The sequence below is a fragment of the Aeromonas sp. 1HA1 genome (assembly GCF_029237385.1).
In the GTDB taxonomy this organism is placed as follows: domain Bacteria; phylum Pseudomonadota; class Gammaproteobacteria; order Enterobacterales; family Aeromonadaceae; genus Aeromonas; species Aeromonas popoffii.
This window is the reverse complement of the sequence record NZ_JAACGC010000053.1, coordinates 1-15688: the sequence shown is the minus strand read 5'-3', so window position 1 is coordinate 15688 and position 15688 is coordinate 1. Positions and strand designations below refer to the sequence as shown.

General features: G+C 61.9%; 16 protein-coding genes and 1 pseudogene. 12 read left to right on the top strand and 5 right to left on the bottom strand.

Annotated elements, in window-relative coordinates; all coding sequences use genetic code 11:
• Nucleotides 1-140: 140 nt before the first annotated feature.
• From GWQ22_RS15545 to ybaK, 3 genes are all read left to right on the top strand, one after another.
• The gene (locus GWQ22_RS15545) at nt 141-821 is read left to right on the top strand and encodes a TIGR00153 family protein (RefSeq protein ID WP_042035354.1); all 681 of its coding nucleotides are present in this window, start codon (nt 141-143) and stop codon (nt 819-821) included.
• A gap of 25 nt (nt 822-846) precedes the next feature.
• A complete protein-coding gene (locus GWQ22_RS15540) occupies nt 847-2112 on the top strand; it encodes an inorganic phosphate transporter (protein WP_212514842.1) in 1266 nt (421 codons plus the stop codon).
• Nucleotides 2113-2258: 146 nt separating this feature from the next.
• Entirely contained in the window at nt 2259-2729 is a 471-nt protein-coding gene (gene ybaK, locus GWQ22_RS15535; RefSeq protein ID WP_042035351.1) for a Cys-tRNA(Pro) deacylase, read from the top strand.
• A 55-nt stretch (nt 2730-2784) separates the two neighbouring features.
• Here the strand turns inward: ybaK and GWQ22_RS15530 are convergent, their stop codons facing one another.
• From GWQ22_RS15530 to GWQ22_RS15520, 3 genes and pseudogenes are all read right to left on the bottom strand, one after another.
• The gene (locus GWQ22_RS15530) at nt 2785-3513 is read right to left on the bottom strand and encodes a GNAT family protein (RefSeq protein WP_275930860.1); all 729 of its coding nucleotides are present in this window, start codon (nt 3511-3513) and stop codon (nt 2785-2787) included.
• On the bottom strand, nt 3503-3661 hold the full coding sequence (locus GWQ22_RS15525; protein ID WP_275930859.1) for a hypothetical protein: 159 nt from the start codon (nt 3659-3661) through the stop codon (nt 3503-3505). Before GWQ22_RS15525 ends, GWQ22_RS15530 begins: the two co-directional genes overlap by 11 nt.
• A 17-nt stretch (nt 3662-3678) precedes the next feature.
• A pseudogene (locus GWQ22_RS15520) lies at nt 3679-4146 on the bottom strand (OsmC family protein).
• Nucleotides 4147-4274: 128 nt separating this feature from the next.
• On the opposite strand from GWQ22_RS15520, the gene GWQ22_RS15515 reads away from it, so the two are divergent.
• Together GWQ22_RS15515 and GWQ22_RS15510 are read left to right on the top strand one after the other, a co-directional pair.
• Nucleotides 4275-5702, top strand: a complete 1428-nt coding sequence (locus GWQ22_RS15515) for a PLP-dependent aminotransferase family protein (protein WP_275930858.1) — start codon at nt 4275-4277, stop codon at nt 5700-5702.
• A gap of 95 nt (nt 5703-5797) precedes the next feature.
• Nucleotides 5798-6676: a hypothetical protein gene (locus GWQ22_RS15510; RefSeq protein ID WP_275930857.1), complete on the top strand. Its 879-nt coding sequence runs from the start codon at nt 5798-5800 to the stop codon at nt 6674-6676.
• Nucleotides 6677-6682: 6 nt separating this feature from the next.
• Here GWQ22_RS15510 and GWQ22_RS15505 read toward each other — a convergent pair whose 3' ends face one another.
• A complete protein-coding gene (locus tag GWQ22_RS15505) occupies nt 6683-7558 on the bottom strand; it encodes a LysR family transcriptional regulator (protein ID WP_108537368.1) in 876 nt (291 codons plus the stop codon).
• Between the two features lie 126 nt (nt 7559-7684).
• Between GWQ22_RS15505 and GWQ22_RS15500 the strand changes: the two genes are divergently transcribed.
• Entirely contained in the window at nt 7685-8086 is a 402-nt protein-coding gene (locus GWQ22_RS15500) for a CidA/LrgA family protein (RefSeq protein WP_275930856.1), read from the top strand.
• On the top strand, nt 8079-8768 hold the full coding sequence (locus tag GWQ22_RS15495; protein WP_042035339.1) for an LrgB family protein: 690 nt from the start codon (nt 8079-8081) through the stop codon (nt 8766-8768). Before GWQ22_RS15500 ends, GWQ22_RS15495 begins: the two co-directional genes overlap by 8 nt.
• A gap of 136 nt (nt 8769-8904) precedes the next feature.
• Here the strand turns inward: GWQ22_RS15495 and GWQ22_RS15490 are convergent, their stop codons facing one another.
• Nucleotides 8905-10143 carry a multifunctional CCA addition/repair protein gene (locus tag GWQ22_RS15490; RefSeq protein ID WP_042035338.1) on the bottom strand — a complete coding sequence of 413 codons (1239 nt, stop codon included), beginning with the start codon at nt 10141-10143 and terminating at the stop codon, nt 8905-8907.
• A gap of 268 nt (nt 10144-10411) precedes the next feature.
• On the opposite strand from GWQ22_RS15490, the gene GWQ22_RS15485 reads away from it, so the two are divergent.
• From GWQ22_RS15485 to mltC, 5 genes are all read left to right on the top strand, one after another.
• On the top strand, nt 10412-12055 hold the full coding sequence (locus GWQ22_RS15485) for an ExeA family protein (RefSeq protein WP_275930855.1): 1644 nt from the start codon (nt 10412-10414) through the stop codon (nt 12053-12055).
• A complete protein-coding gene (gene exeB, locus GWQ22_RS15480) occupies nt 12055-12735 on the top strand; it encodes a GspB family T2SS assembly factor variant ExeB (RefSeq protein ID WP_275930854.1) in 681 nt (226 codons plus the stop codon). Before GWQ22_RS15485 ends, exeB begins: the two co-directional genes overlap by 1 nt.
• Before the next feature lie 101 nt (nt 12736-12836).
• The gene (gene mutY / locus GWQ22_RS15475; RefSeq protein ID WP_212514396.1) at nt 12837-13898 is read left to right on the top strand and encodes an A/G-specific adenine glycosylase; all 1062 of its coding nucleotides are present in this window, start codon (nt 12837-12839) and stop codon (nt 13896-13898) included.
• 8 nt (nt 13899-13906) lie between these two features.
• Nucleotides 13907-14179, top strand: a complete 273-nt coding sequence (locus GWQ22_RS15470; protein ID WP_005313967.1) for an oxidative damage protection protein — start codon at nt 13907-13909, stop codon at nt 14177-14179.
• A 169-nt stretch (nt 14180-14348) separates the two neighbouring features.
• The gene (gene mltC / locus GWQ22_RS15465) at nt 14349-15449 is read left to right on the top strand and encodes a membrane-bound lytic murein transglycosylase MltC (RefSeq protein ID WP_042035601.1); all 1101 of its coding nucleotides are present in this window, start codon (nt 14349-14351) and stop codon (nt 15447-15449) included.
• The last annotated feature ends 239 nt before the right edge of the window (nt 15450-15688 follow it).

Sequence of the window (15688 nt, the reverse complement as noted above, 5' to 3'; positions counted from 1 at the left end):
GGGGCACAATGTGAAACGCGAGGATATAATGCCCGTGATACATCAGGATTAATTCACGGTTTTATTGATGACGCAGTTCGGTTACCATGCGCCCCTCATAAAATCGTATCGAGTGTTTTTTCACCGACACAGGTTTGTCCATGCCAGTAAATACTATTTTGGGGCTTTTTGCCAAGTCCCCCATCAAGCCGCTGCAGAAGCATATCATCAAGGTTCACGTGTGCTGCGAGCAGCTCATTCCCTTCTTTGATGCCGTTGCCGAAGACCGTTGGGAAGATGCCGAGAAGATCCGGCAGCAGATAGCCCAGCTGGAAAAAGAGGCGGACATCCTCAAACGTGAAATTCGTCTGAAACTGCCTCGCGGCCTGTTCCTGCCGGTCGCCCGTACCGACCTGCTGGAGCTGCTGACCCAACAAGACAAGATTGCCAACCGTGCCAAGGATATCTCCGGCCGCATGCTTGGCCGTCGAATGGAATTCCCTGCCGAGATGCGTGCCGATTTCATGGCCTATCTCAAACGTTGTATCGATGCGACCGCCCAAGCCGAAAAAGCCATCGGAGAACTCGATGAGCTGCTCGAAACCGGCTTCAAAGGACGTGAAGTTGAAATGGTTGCCGAGATGATCCATCAGCTGGATCTTATCGAGGACGATACTGACACCATGCAGATCGGACTGCGCCAACAGCTGCAAGCCGTTGAGCAGAAATACAATCCGATCGACATTATGTTCCTCTACAAGATCCTCGAATGGGTAGGTGACCTGGCAGATCAGGCCGAGCGCGTTGGCGCCCGTCTGGAACTGATGCTGGCTCGTTCGTAATCGACTGACTGGGTAAACACTATTAATGGACATTATCGCGAATTACGGCACGACTCTGGTGCTCGTGGCGGCCTTGTTCGGCTTTTTGATGGCCTGGGGTATAGGCGCGAATGACGTGGCCAACGCTATGGGCACATCGGTCGGCACCAAATCCCTGACCATACGTCAGGCGATCATCATCGCCATGATCTTCGAATTTGCCGGTGCCTATCTGGCCGGTGGCGAAGTGACAGCGACCATACGTAACGGCATCATAGATACCAACGCCTTTGTCGACACGCCAGATCTGCTGGTGCTCGGCATGATAGCCTCCCTGCTGGCGGCCGGTGCCTGGTTGATCCTGGCCTCCTACTTCGGATGGCCCGTCTCTACCACCCACTCCATTATCGGCGCCATCGTCGGCTTCGCCGTGGTGAGCATAGGTCCGGAAGCGGTTCAGTGGGGCAAGTTCGGCGGTATAGTCGGCTCCTGGATCATCACCCCGGCCATCTCCGGCATCATCGCCTACTTCATGTTCATCAGCGTGCAGAAGCTCATCTTCAACACAGATGATCCCCTGGCCAACGCCAAGCGTTACGTGCCTTTCTACATGTTCCTGACCGCGCTGGTGATCTGTCTGGTGACCATCAAGAAGGGGCTGACCCACGTTGGTCTACACCTGAGCAATGGCGAAGGGGTCCTGCTCTCCACCATCATCTCCATCGCGGTGGCATTTGCTGGCTGGCTCTACATTCGCGGCCAGCAATACAACCCGCAGGATGACAGCAAGATGCACTTCGCCAACGTGGAGAAAGTATTCGGCATCCTGATGGTGATCACCGCCTGTGCCATGGCCTTTGCCCACGGCTCCAACGACGTGGCCAACGCCATAGGTCCGCTCTCCGCCGTGGTCTCCATCGTCGAAAGCTCCGGTCAGATCGCCGGTAAGTCCACCATAGCCTGGTGGATCCTGCCCCTCGGCGGCATAGGTATCGTCATCGGCCTCGCCACCATGGGCGAGAAGGTGATGGCCACCGTCGGTACCGGCATCACTCACCTGACCCCGAGCCGTGGCTTCGCCGCCCAGCTGGCCACAGCCGCGACCGTGGTGATCGCCTCCGGCACGGGTCTGCCCATCTCCACCACCCAGACGCTGGTGGGTGCCGTGATGGGTGTCGGTCTGGCCCGTGGCATAGCCGCCCTGAATCTGGGGGTACTGCGCAACATAGTGGTCTCCTGGATCATCACCCTTCCCGCCGGTGCCATCCTGGCCATCGCCATCTTCTACGTGCTGCAAGCCTGTTTCTCCTGATACGCGCAGCCGCAAACAGCCCGGGTCACTGACCCGGGCTTTTTTATCTCAGCGCGCTCATCCACACCTTGGGGGCGCGAGCAACTTGCATCCCCTGCCTTGCAGGCGCAGACTGTTTGGCCTTGTTTTGACTCAAGGCGCTTATCATGACTCCTGCCATCAACCTTCTGAAAAAGCTCAAGATACCGCACAAGCTCTACCCCTATGAGTGCGCAGCTCACGACGATTTCGGTAAACATGCCGCGACCCAGCTCGGCCTGCCGGAAGCCCAGGTGTTCAAGACCCTGGTTGCCCATCACGACAAGCAAGCAGTGGTCGCCATAGTGCCCTCGTCGGGCATGTGCAGTCTCAAGCAGCTGGCCAAGGCCACTGGCCTGAAGAAGGTGGAGATGATGAAACCGGCCGAGGCCGAGAAGCTGACCGGTTACAAAGTGGGGGGCATCAGCCCGCTGGCCCAGAAAAAACGGCTGCTCACCGTACTCGACGACTCTGCCATGGCATTTGACGAGATACTGGTGAGCGGCGGCAAGCGCGGCCTCTCGGTCGGGGTGGCGCCACAGGACATGCTGACCCTGCTGCAGTGGATCGCCGCCCCCATAGGTGAGCACCATGAGTAAGCCCTGGTACCGACAAACGAGGCCCCGCTGGCGGGGCCTCTGTCATCTTGCCAGGTCAGTCGTAATTGGTACGACAGGCGGCTGTCAGCTCGGATAATCGCAACCTCTGGCGTCCCTGTTCGTCGAAGTTGGCATCGGCCAACCAGCGCTCGAAACAGGTTTGCAAGGCGGGCCACTCACCATCGATCACCGAGAACCAGGCGGTATCCCGTGCCCGCCCCTTGTCCACCCGGCTCTGGCGAAAGGTCCCCTCGTAACTGAAACCGAGCCGCAGCGCCGCCCGCCAGGAGGGCTGGTTGAGCGCATTGCACTTCCACTCGTAGCGCCGGTAGCCGAGGGCAAAGGCGTTGGCCATCATCAGCGCCATGGCCGCCGTCGCCAGCCGCGATTGTTGCAGGGTTGGCGAGAAGTGCAGCCAACCCACTTCCATGGTGCCAGCCAGGGGATCGATGCGCAGGTAGCTGGCGAGCCCCAGCTCCTGACCGCTCTTGGCATCCATGATGGTGTAGAACTGGGGATCCGCCTTGGCGGCGCACTGCTGTAACCAGCTCCCCATGGCCGCCTCATCGGCAAAAGGCCCGCTGGTGAGGTAGGTCCACATAGCCCCGCTGTCGCTGCAGAACGCCTGCCAGAGGCCTGGGCCGTGACGCTCGGGATCCAGCGGCGCCAACTGGCAGCCCCAGCCACTCAGGAGGTGATGGGGAGGAAATGCAGCCCCCCGCCAATCGGGCAGTGGGGCACCAACCGACTGGCCGAACTCGTTCAGATAGATGTCAGCTGCCACAGGCAATCCCTCCCGTTTGCTGCGATCCCGTCTCGTTGCCGGTGGCGACGGCAAAGCCGTCCTGGCGCCACCGATAGACCAGCTGAGCCTCGTAGAAGACGCTGACCTCTGCCGCGCTGACCAGCCCGCAGCTCAATACCTGACTCATGATACCCCTCCTTGTGACTAGACCCGGATCCGGGTGGTGACGATGGTTTTGACGGAGTTGGCGATAAAGCACTCCTCATGGGCTTGATAGTGCAGTTGTTCCAGCTCGGCCAAAGTGGGCTGCCGGTCACCGGCAAACTGCACCAGCGGCTGCAATGTGACCCTGGTGATGGCCTGGCGACCCCTCTCGTTCGCCTCCATGATGCCCACCGCCTCGTCCCGGTAGCTCTCCACCCGATAACCCGCCCTGGCCACCAGCCAGAGGAAGGTGAGCATATGGCAGCTCGATAGTGCTGCAACAAAGGCCTCCTCCGGGTCGACGTGCTCGGCCACCGAGTAGGGCAAGGGCACCACATGCGGGGAGGAGGAAGCCGGCACCCTGACGCCGCCATCAAACTCCCATCAGTGGGCCCGACTGTAGCGCTGATCGACGAAGGGCTCGCTAACCCCGCACTGCCAGCTGATGTTGGCGCTGTATTCCGACATGCAGACTCCTTTCATTGCCAATATCTGTTGATCCCGAACCTTGATCCTCAATGTAGCGACATAATGGCCTTGCCACGCCGACCAATTTTGCCAGTATGGGCAGACCAATTGTCTGCTTGGAAATAGCCATGTCTGCCCTGCCAACCCTGTTTGCCACTCAGCAACCCAGCGATCTGCCGCTGCACGAGCAACTGGTACGTACGTTGCGAGGCGCCATTCTGGCCGGCCATCTGCCCCAGCACAGCCGGCTGCCCGCCAGTCGTCTGCTGGCCGGCGATCTCGGCATCTCCCGCAGCACGGTAGAGCTGGCCTATGGCCGGCTGGAGGCAGAAGGCTATCTGGTGCGCAAGGTGGGGGCTGGCAGCTTCGTGGCGCTGGCGGCCGTGTGCCCGGCGCCACGTCCGCCCCAATCGGTGGCCGGACTCTCCCGCCGTGGCCAGGAGATGGCGGCAGGGGGTGCCTGTCACGACACACCACACATCGGCACCTCCTTTGCCTCCAGCCAGCCGGATCCCCGCCTCTTCCCACACGGGCTCTGGGGCCGGCTGATGCAGCAACAGTGGCGCCAGCAAGGAGAACGCTGGATGAACTACGGCGACCCGCAGGGATTGCCCGAACTGCGCAGTGTCATCAGCAGCTATCTGGTGCAGTCACGCGGCGTGGTGTGCGAGCCGGATCAGATCCTGATCCTCACCAGCTCCCAGCAGGGGATCCTGCTGGCGACCCAGCTGCTCATCGATGTCGGCGACACCGTCTGGGTGGAAGACCCCGGTTATCCCGGGGCCCGCACCGCCATGGAGAGCGCAGGAGCCAGGGTCCACCCTGTGCCTGTGGATGGGGAGGGGCTCAATCCGCAGGGACACCATCCGGCACCGCGCCTCATCTACACCACGCCGGCCCACCAGTATCCCCTCGGCGTGCCCATGAGCCTGCCTCGCCGGATGGCGCTGCTGAACGAGGCAGAGCGTCACGGCGCCTGGATCCTGGAGGACGATTACGACGGTGAGTATCAGTACGATCAGCGCCCGTTCCCCGCCCTGCAAGGGCTGGATGCCCAGGGGCGGGTCATCTATGTGGGGACCTTCAGCAAGGTGCTGTTTGGCTCGCTTCGACTCGCCTATCTGGTGCTGCCGAGGCCGCTGATGAGTGCCTTCTGCCGGGCCAGGGCCGCCTTCGATGGCCACAGCAACCAGTTGCAGCAGGCGGTCACTGCAGATTTCATCCGTGCCGGTCACTTCGCCACTCACCTGCGCCAGAGCCGGCTCATCTATCAGAGCCGGCGCGATCTGCTGCTAAGCGAGCTCGCCAGTCACTGCCCACGGCTCACTCCGGTTTATAGCGGTGCCGGATTGCAGTGCACCGTACTGCTGCCCGTCGGCGGCGAGGCCCGCTGGACAACCAGCGCCAATACCAGCGGGATAGGCCTGCGCCCACTCGGCCAGTTCTATCTAGGCCCGCCGGGTCTGGAGGGCTGGCTGCTCGGCTTTGGCGCCCTCGACAATCAGACCCTGCGCCGGCTCTGTCGCCAGCTGGGCAGCCTGATGGCATCATCCTGATGAAGTCATCCCGGTAGCGAGACAAGCCCGCGCAGGGCGCAGCCCCAGGCTGCCGGACTATAATGGATGAACCCAAGTCGTAGAGCCTGGCCGAGATGTATAGACTCCTGTTCCTGATCTTCTGCCTTTCTCTCTCCTCCAACCCGATGGCGGCCACCCGCTTCACCTACATCAGTCCGGAGAGCGAACGGGATCCGCGCATGACCTATGACAGGGAGCTGCTGCGTCTCGCCCTCGACAAGACCCGTGACACCTTCGGCGACTATGAGCTGGTGCCCGCCCCGACCATGACCAAGGCCCGGGTGCGGCTCAGCCTGCAGCTCAACAGTTTCACCAACCTGTTTGCCATGGACAGCTACAGCAGCGCACGCGACGGCAAAGGGCTGGCGTATGTCCGCTTCCCCATTCATCTCGGCATCGTCAGCTATCGCGTCTGCTTCGTCAGTCCTCAACAGCAGGCGGCCCTGGCGGAGGTAGATGATCTGGCAGGGTTGCGCCATTTCACGTTTGGTCAGGGCAAGGGCTGGCTGGATGTGGAGATACTGCGCCATGCAGGTCTCAAGGTGGTAGAGGTGGATGGCTACGAGATACTGTTCAAAATGGTGGCGCGCGGCCGGTTCGATCTCTTGTGCCGCGGGGCGAGCGAACTGCGCAGCGAGCTGCTGACCCACAAAGATATAGGGGATCTGAAGATGGATCCCTACCTGCTGCTCTACTACCCGCTGCCCAGAGTCTTCTATACCAATGTGGCAAACGGTGAGGCCCTGAAACGGGTAGAGACAGGGCTGCGCCAAGCCTGGCAAGATGGTTCGCTGCAGGCCTTGTGGCGCCAAAGCTTCGGCCCCGCCATCGCCTTTGCCGGGCTCAAGCAGCGGCGTATGCTGCGACTGGAAAACCCCTTCCTCGAGGGGATCAGCTTCGACTACCGCCCCTACTTCTACAACCCCATGACGGATCGCTTCGGCGATCCATGATGGGCCTCAACCCTGTTCGCGGCAGAGCGCCAGCCAGGCCTCGGCGGTGCGGGAGAGATAGCGTTCGCTCGGCCATATCACCCCGAGTCGCCAGCTGAGCTCGGGCAGGAGCGGCCGCAGCACCAGACCGTCCGGGGTCAGCCGACGGCAGATGGGTTCGGGCAAAAAGGCGACTCCCATGCCGCTGCGCACCATGGCGGTGAGAAAGTCCCACTGGCTGCTGCGGGCCGCCACCTGGGGCACGAAGCCCGCCTGCTGGCATGCCTGCTCCAGCCGCTCGCTCAGGGTGAAGGCCTGGGTGTAGAGCAGGAAGGGTTCATCGCGCAAATCCTCCAGCCGGATCTCGCGGCACGCGCGCCAGCGCGGCAAGTCCGGCAGCACCACCTGGATGGGATACTGATCCAGCTCCAGCGCGCTCAGGGCGCCCCCCTCCCGGGTCGGCAGCATGGTGATGGCCAGATCCAGCTCCCCCGCCAACACCGCCTGCTCGATGCGCCGACCGCCATATTCGACGATGGAGAGCTCCACCTTGGGATAACGGCTGCGATAAGTGCGGATAAGATCCGCATAGACGTGGCCCACCATGGGCGGGATGCCGAGGGCTAACCGGCCAAATTGCAGGCTCTGCAGATCCGCAAGCTCGGCCTCCAGCTGCTGCATCTCGGCCAGTATGGTCTGGGCCCGGTTGAACAACACCTGACCGCTGTCGGTCAGGGTGAAGCGGCGCCCTTCACGGTTGAGCAGCGGCTGACCCAGCTCCTCCTCGATGTTGCGGATCATCTTGCTGATGGTGGGCTGAGTGACGAACAGCTTCTCGGAAGCGCGGGTGAAGCTCTGCTCGCGTACCAGTTCGACAAAGTAACGCAGGGCTCGGATATCCATAGTGCTCTCTCACAGGCGGCAGGCCTTAATCATGCCTCTTTGGCATGAATTTGATAATTTAAATTCATTTTTTGCAGGTTTAGCCTGTCCCTATACTGTGAGCCAGTTCACAGAAAGACACCCATCATGAAAACCCTCTGCATTCGCTGGTTACAGACGCCCTTCCAAATCGCCCTGCTGGCCGCCATCTGGCTGCTGGCCGATGCGGCGGTACGCACCTTCCATCTGCCGCTGCCCGCCAACCTCACCGGCATGCTGGCGCTGCTGGTCCTGATCCTGCTCGGCGTGGTCAAGACCCAGTGGTTCAGCGCCGGCGCCCGCTGGCTGCTGGCCGAGATGCTGCTGTTCTTCGTGCCGGCCGTGGTGGCCGTGGTCAACTATCAGGATCTGCTGTTGCAGGAGGGGTGGCGCATCATGCTGGTCTTGCTGATCAGCACCGCCCTGGTGCTGGGCACCACGGCACTGGTGGTGGACAGGGTCTATCGACTCGAGCTGAAGCTGGCCCGCCGGAGCCGCCGTCATGTCTGATACCCTGCTTGGCCTGCTCTGCTTCGCCCTGACCCTGCTGTTCTACTACGCCAGCAAGTGGCTCTATGGCCGCAAGCGCATACTGCCGCTGATGCCGCTGCTGCTGGCCCCCACCCTGTTGGTGGCCGTGGTGCTGCTGTTTCATATCCCCTATCAGGACTACATGGCCCAGTCCCACTGGCTGCTCTGGCTGCTGGGCCCGGCCACCGTTGCCTTTGCTGTGCCCGTCTATGAGAATCGCCAGCTGATCCACCGGCATTGGCTCTCCCTCTCGGTCGGGGTCGTCGCCTCCGTCATCATGGCGGTGGGCAGCACTGTGCTACTGGCGCGCTGGCTACACCTCTCCGACATGTTGCAGCGCAGCCTGGCGATGCGCTCCATCACCACACCGTTCGCGGTGGAGGCGACCCGCGCCATCGGCGGCCAGAGCGATCTCACCGCCCTGTTTGTAGTGCTGACCGGCGTCATCGGCATGGCAGTGGGGGAGAGTGTGCTCACCCTGCTCGCCATCCGCAGTCGCCTCGGCAAGGGGGCCGGTTTCGGCGCCTCGGCCCATGGCGCCGGTACCGCCAAGGCTTACCAGATGGGTAACGAGGAGGGCGTCGTCTCCAGCATGGTGATGATGATAGCGGGCATGGTGACTGTGCTGTTCGCCCCCCTGCTCGGCAAGGTGTTCTGGTAATCCGGCTTGCGGTCAAGCCAGGTCCGTTTTTCCCTGCCAGGGGCGGCAAGCCCGCGCCTCTTGACACGCACCTCAGCAAAAAGCCCGGGTCAGTGACTCGGGCTTGTTGATGACGGACAGCTGGCAGACGCCGCGACTACTCCTCGATAAAGGTCCACTCATCTCGCACCCGGCTGATGGCATCGAGCCGGCGCTTGGCGAGCTGCTCGCGAATGGCTTCGCCCTTGAAACCGGCGGCCACTATATCCTTCACAGGCACGGCCTGGGCTGCGCCGAGCGCCTGGGCCACATAGTCGGGCTCGGCATAGACCCGCTCCTCGAAGCCGGTACGGCCGTGGAAGTCGGCGCGGCAAGCGTCCAGCAGCTGGGCGAAACGCTCGGGTCTGCGCCAGGCATCCGCTTTGTCGAACACCTTGAGCAGGGTCGCGGGCTTGAGTTCGAAGGCAATGTGAATATGGGTGTGCAGATCGCTCACCAGCAGCGCCAGATCACGACAGTCGTTCGGCACCCGAAAGCGTTCGCAAAAGTCGCGGATCAGCGGCAGTCCCTTCTGGCCGTGACCGTGGTGGCTCGGCCAGAAGGCGGGCGGGGTCAGCCCTTTGCCAAAGTCGTGGCACAGGGCAGCAAAACGCACCGCCAGCTCGGGAGAGAGGCGACACGCCTGCTCCAATACCATGAGGGTGTGGATGCCGGTGTCTATCTCCGGGTGCCACTTGGCGGGCGCTGGCACACCAAACAGGGCGTCCAGCTCCGGAAACAGCGCCTTGAGGGCACCACATTCGCGCAGCACCTCGAAAAAGATCTGGGGTGTCTGTCCCAGCAACACCTTCTCCAGCTCCTTCCAGACCCGCTCCGGGGTCAGGTGGGCCAGCTCGCCGGCGTCGGTCATCTCGCGCATCAGCGCCAACGTCTCGGGGGCCACGACGAAACCCTGGGCGTGGAAACGGGCGGCGAAACGCGCAACCCGCAGGATGCGCAGCGGATCCTCGGCAAAGGCCGGGGAGACATGACGCAGCAAACGTTGCTCCAGATCCTGAATGCCGCCATAGGGATCGTGCAGCCGACCCTCGTCATCCTCGGCGATGGCATTGACGGTGAGATCCCGGCGCAGCAGATCCTGCTCCAGCGTCACCTCGGGGGAGGCGTGGCAGACAAACCCTGTGTAACCGCAGCCCTGTTTGCGTTCGGTGCGGGCAAGGGCATACTCCTGCTGGGTCTTTGGATGGAGAAACACAGGGAAGTCGCGGCCCACCTGGGTGAACCCCAGTGCCAGCATCTGCTCCACGGTCGCCCCCACCACCAGGTGATCCCGATCCCCTTGCGGCAATCCCAACAGGCGATCCCGCACTGCGCCCCCAACCAGATAAGTCTGCAATCTCTGTCTCCCTTGATAAACCTGCCTCGATTATACCGGTTTTGCCTGGCGGACACGATGACACCGCCATGCCTCCCGCGATCAGGCTGCCGTGATCACCCGGCCGGCTTGGCCCGACAGCCACAGTGGCCCACCACAACCAGACCACATTCGATAAAAACAGCGGTTTTGGCTGCCAGATGCGCCAGCCCCCCTTATGGCATCCGGGTCTTTGACATCCCAGTGGGGAGGCTTTAACCTGCCGCCCATAACAATGGAATGGATCCTTATGTACACACAGTTCTTCGGTCTGTCGGAGCCCCCGTTCTCCATCTCGCCCAACCCCAAATACCTCTATATGAGTGAACGTCACGGGGAGGCCCTCGCCCACCTCAACTACGGGTTGCAGGATGGGGGAGGCTTCGTGTTGCTAACCGGGGAAGTGGGAACCGGTAAAACCACCGTCTCCCGCTGCCTGTTGCAACAGTTGCCGGCCGAGACCGAGATCGCCTACATCCTCAATCCATCCCTGACCGAGCGTGACCTGCTGGCGGCCATCTGTGACGAGTTCCAGCTGCCGTACGACAAGGACGCCGGTCTCAAGCTGCTGTTCGATCTCATTCGCGATCACCTGCTGGCCAACCTGGCAGCAGGCAAGCGCAGCGTGGTGCTGGTGGATGAGGCCCAGCATCTGCTGCCCGGCGTGCTGGAACAGCTGCGTCTGCTCACCAACCTGGAAACCGACGAGAAGAAACTGCTGCAAGTGGTGCTTATCGGTCAGCCAGAGCTGCAACAGATGCTGCGCCAACCCCTGCTGCGCCAGCTGGCTCAGCGCATCACGGCCCGTTATCACCTGCTGCCGCTTTCACATCAGGACGTGGATGCCTATGTGCGCTTCCGGCTGCAGATCGCAGGCTGCGTCCAGCCCATCTTTACCCCCAAAGCGCTCCAGACCCTGCACCGCCTCTCCGGCGGCATTCCTCGCCTCATCAACCTCATCTGCGACCGCGCCCTGATCGCCGCCTTCGCCCGTGGCAGCCACAAGATAGTCCACGGTGACATCAGCCTGGCGGCCTATGAGGTGAGCGGCATTCGCGACGAAGGCACCTGGCAGTCCGGCCTCATGGTCGCTCTGGCAGGGGCCTTGCTGGTCGCCACCGGCTGGTGGGGCTGGCAGCTCTTCGGCTTCTTCCCCGAGCGCCCCGTGATCAAGGTGGAGGTGCCGGTCAAGGTAGACGACACCCCGGAGCAGCAGGAGCAGCTGACCCGCGCCATCAATCAGGCGCTGGAGCCAGAGAGTGCCATGCAGAATCTCTACAAGGTGTGGGGCTACCGGACAGAGCTGGAGGAGGCGACCTGCGACAACGCACCGCGCGCCGGTTTGCGTTGCCAGGAGGGCGATGCCTCGCTGGCAGAGCTGCAAGCCCTGCAGCACCCGGCCCTCATCAGCCTGACCGACGAGACGGGCGGCATCTATTACGCAACCCTGGTCAGCCTGGGGCCGGACAAGGCCAACCTGCTCATCGGCAACCAGAGCTGGCAGGTGGACAGGCAGTGGCTGTCAGACTTCTGGGGTGGCAGCTACACCCTGCTGTGGCGCATGCCCAAGGGCGGCGTCGCCCTGATTGGCAACAATGCCGGGGCGACCCAGGTGCAGTGGCTGGACAACACCCTCAGCCGCGCCTTGCAGCAGCCGGATCGCAAGGTGCGTCGCTTCGACGCCGAGCTCAAGAGCAAGTTGCAACAGTTCCAGCGCGAACAGGGGCTGAACCCGGACGGCATCGCCGGCAGCAATACCCTGCTGCGCCTCAACGTGATGGCCGGCGAACCCATGCCGAGGCTGGAAGATGAGTCCCAACGCATCAGCACACCGGCCACGCTGGATACCATGAACGATGACACCATGGTCACATTGTCGGAGGAGGCTTCCTGATGTCTACCCTGCTCAAGGCACTGCGCCGGGCCGAACAGCCCCAGTTCACCCCCCATATTCCGGCGATGGGGCTGCCCGTCACCCAGGAAGAGGAGCAGAACCGGCGCTGGATCTGGTGGCTGCTGGCCCCGCTTGCCCTGCTGATGGGAGCTGGTGCCAACTATGGCTGGCACCTGTTCAACAACCGCCCCATCGAGAAGACGGTGGAGGTGAAAGAGGTGGTCACGCCGCCCTTCGTGCGGGTCGAACCCAGGCCCATGATCACCCGCCCGCTGCCCCCGCCCCTGCCGGAACCCGTGGTGCGCCCCAGAGTCTCCCCCGACAACAGCGCCCCTGCCGCCAACGGCAGCCAGGGGCTGGCCGAGCGCATCATGAATGCACTTAATAACACGCCGCTGATGGATGAGACGGCACCGCAGGCCCAAAATGAGTCTCAAACCATGCCAATCAGCGCCCTGCCGCTGGAACTGAAGCAGCGGGTGCCGCCCCTGGCCTACGGCTCCCACGTCTTCTCCTCCAACCCGGCCAAGCGGGCCGTGATGTTGAACGGACGTGAGTTTCATGAGGGCAGCGAGGTTGCCCCGGGAGTGACCCTGATCGCCATCGCCCAGGATTACATCATCCTGCAGGTGGCGGGCCAGAACGTCAGCCTCAAGGCGCTGCAGGATTGGCGCGGCTGAGTCCATCACGACCACCAAGCCAGCTCAGCCCCGCTGATCTGGCGTCCATTTCAAGAGGGAGCCTGAGAGCTCCCCTTTTTAATCAATAACATGAGATCCATGTGAGCAATTCAGACAACACCACCTTCGCCACCAGGATCCTGGACTGGTACCAGATCCACGGCCGCAAGACCCTGCCCTGGCAACAGAACAAGACGCCCTATCGGGTCTGGGTCTCCGAGATCATGCTGCAGCAGACCCAGGTCGCCACCGTGATCCCGTATTATCAACGCTTCATGACTCGCTTCCCCGACGTGCAGGCCCTGGCCCATGCTCCCATCGATGAGGTGCTGCACCACTGGACCGGGCTCGGCTATTACGCCCGCGCCCGCAACCTGCACAAGGCGGCCCAGCAGATCTGCGAGCTGCACGGTGGCCTGTTCCCGGAGCGGCTGGAAGAGGTCATGGCCCTGCCCGGCATAGGCCGCTCCACCGCGGGCGCCGTGCTCTCCCTGTCGCTTGGCCAGCCCCACGCCATTCTGGACGGCAACGTGAAGCGGGTACTCACCCGCTGGCTGGCACTGCCGGGCTGGCCCGGTCAGAAACAGGTGGAGAACGATCTGTGGGAGCTTGCCATCCGCCTCACGCCCAAGCTCGGTGTGGCCCACTACAACCAGGCCATGATGGACATGGGCGCCACCGTCTGCACCCGCAGCAAACCCGCCTGCGAGCGCTGTCCGGTGCAGGCCGATTGCCAGGGGCTGTCGCAGGGCAAGCCCACCGCCTACCCCAACAGCAAGCCCAAGAAGAGCATTCCGGCCCGCACCGGCATCATGCTGCTCATTCGTCACGGCGATGAGCTGTTGCTGGAGAAGCGGCCGCCACAGGGGATCTGGGGCGGGCTCTACTGCTTCCCGCAGGTGGAGTCGCTGTCTGAGGTCAAGGGGCTGATGCAGCGGCTGGGGCTGAGCGGCCACGATTATCGGGAACTGAGCGGATTTCGGCATACATTCAGCCACTTCCACCTCGATATTCAGCCTTTCCTGATTGAAATCGATGCGCCACCGGCCCCCCAGCTCATGGAAGCGGATAACCGACTCTGGTATAACTTACGCCATCCTGCAGAGGTGGGTCTGGCGGCCGCCACGGCCCGCCTGCTCGCCTACCCGGACTTACAACCATAGAGGTCAACATGAGCCGTACTGTATTTTGCCAACGCCTGAAAAAAGAGGGCCCGGGCCTGGATTTCCAACTCTACCCCGGTGAACTCGGCAAGCGGATTTTTGACAACATCAGCAAGGAAGCCTGGACCGAATGGCAGAAAAAACAGGTGATGCTGATCAACGAAAAGAAGCTGAACATGATGAACCTCGAGCATCGTCAGCTGCTGGAAAAAGAGATGGTGAGCTACCTGTTTGAAGCGGGTGAAGTGGCCATAGACGGTTATACCCCTCCCAGCCAATAAGCTGATAAGTTGTACTTGCGAGCCAGTGACGGCTATACATTTCTCAGTTCACAGCCAATGACCGGCCTATGGACCAATGGGTTGTACTTGCGAGCCAGCGACGGCTGTACATCTTAAGGTTCACAGCCAATGAATGACGGGCGGCTCTGCCGCCCAGTTTGAGGATCCTATGGGCCGAATTTTTTGGCTGCTTTGCACCCTGCTGTTTCTCTCTGCCTGCTCATCCTCCCCCAAGCCCAACGGGAGTGAGGATGACGATCTCGTCAACGGCAAGGACATTCGCGGTTTCGAACACATGATCAGCGCGCTCTCCCATAACGTGAACGAGATATGGGGGCGTGAGGCGCTGTTCGCGGGCAAATTTGACTACGTCAAATACACGGATCAGTACAAGAGCCGGGCTCACATTAACTTCTCCAGCGGCCACATCATGGTGGAGACCGTCTCCGGGGTTGACCCTCGTGCCCACCTGCGCCGCGCCATCATAGAGACCCTGCTGACCCCGGATGATCCGGCTGAGGTGGATCTGTACTCCGACCGTGAAATTCTGCCCGGTGGCGAGCCCTTCCTCTATGGTCAGGTGCTGGACAACCAGGGCCAGCCGATCCGCTTCGACTGGCGTGCCGAGCGTTACGCCGATTACCTGCTCAGCACGGCGATGAAGAAGCGTACCCTGGGGATCCGCACCATTTTCTTCGTCGACATCCCCATGGTGGCCAACCACGAGGACAAACGGGGTTACAAGTATGCCGGCATCATACGGGAAGCCTCCCGTAAGTATGGGGTCGCCGAAAGCCTCATCTACGCGGTGATCAAGACAGAGAGCAGCTTCAACCCCTATGCGGTCAGCCACGCCAATGCCTATGGCCTGATGCAGGTGATCCCGGCTACCGCCGGGCGGGACGTCTACGTGCGGGTCAAGGGCAAAAACGGCCAGCCGACCCGGGAAGATCTGTTCAATCCGGCCTACAACATCGACGTGGGCACCGCCTACCTGCACCTGTTGCAGACCGTCTATCTGGTGAATATCCAGGACCCGCTCTCCCGCCGCTATGCCGTCATCTCGGCCTACAACGGTGGCGCCGGTGGGGTGCTGAACACCTTCTCCAGCGACCGCAAGGCGGCGCCCGGCATGATCAATCAGCTCTCCCCCGAGGCGGTGTACCAGATCCTGACCGAGCAGCATCCCAAGGCGGAAGCCAGACGCTATCTCTACAAGGTCAATCAGGCCGAGAAGGGGTTCAAGCGCACACTGCCCCGCACCGGCTAAGCAGACAAACAGCAAATGGGCGCCTCCATGGAGGCGCCCTTGTTGCATCTGGCGTACGGCTATCCGGCCTTACTTGGCGACAAACCCGCCCTTGCTCTGCGGAGCGGCCCCGACCCTGACTCTTATACACAAATATTGTGAACTGATTGGCACTTTTCCCGATTTCCAGGATCTGATCTCCTATGTGACTCCCGAACATGGTAACGATCATGCTAACTTTTGCTCTTCATCGTGCGGCC

Bases quoted from the DNA above. Each gene is read 5' to 3' on its own strand.
- GWQ22_RS15545 (WP_042035354.1), top strand. From the start codon at position 141: ATGCCAGTAAATACTATTTTGGGGCTTTTTGCCAAGTCCCCCATCAAG.
- GWQ22_RS15540 (WP_212514842.1), top strand. From the start codon at position 847: ATGGACATTATCGCGAATTACGGCACGACTCTGGTGCTCGTGGCGGCC.
- ybaK (WP_042035351.1), top strand. From the start codon at position 2,259: ATGACTCCTGCCATCAACCTTCTGAAAAAGCTCAAGATACCGCACAAG.
- GWQ22_RS15525 (WP_275930859.1), bottom strand. From the start codon at position 3,661: ATGAGTCAGGTATTGAGCTGCGGGCTGGTCAGCGCGGCAGAGGTCAGC.
- GWQ22_RS15515 (WP_275930858.1), top strand. From the start codon at position 4,275: ATGTCTGCCCTGCCAACCCTGTTTGCCACTCAGCAACCCAGCGATCTG.
- GWQ22_RS15510 (WP_275930857.1), top strand. From the start codon at position 5,798: ATGTATAGACTCCTGTTCCTGATCTTCTGCCTTTCTCTCTCCTCCAAC.
- GWQ22_RS15505 (WP_108537368.1), bottom strand. From the start codon at position 7,558: ATGGATATCCGAGCCCTGCGTTACTTTGTCGAACTGGTACGCGAGCAG.
- GWQ22_RS15500 (WP_275930856.1), top strand. From the start codon at position 7,685: ATGAAAACCCTCTGCATTCGCTGGTTACAGACGCCCTTCCAAATCGCC.
- GWQ22_RS15495 (WP_042035339.1), top strand. From the start codon at position 8,079: ATGTCTGATACCCTGCTTGGCCTGCTCTGCTTCGCCCTGACCCTGCTG.
- GWQ22_RS15485 (WP_275930855.1), top strand. From the start codon at position 10,412: ATGTACACACAGTTCTTCGGTCTGTCGGAGCCCCCGTTCTCCATCTCG.
- exeB (WP_275930854.1), top strand. From the start codon at position 12,055: ATGTCTACCCTGCTCAAGGCACTGCGCCGGGCCGAACAGCCCCAGTTC.
- GWQ22_RS15470 (WP_005313967.1), top strand. From the start codon at position 13,907: ATGAGCCGTACTGTATTTTGCCAACGCCTGAAAAAAGAGGGCCCGGGC.
- mltC (WP_042035601.1), top strand. From the start codon at position 14,349: ATGGGCCGAATTTTTTGGCTGCTTTGCACCCTGCTGTTTCTCTCTGCC.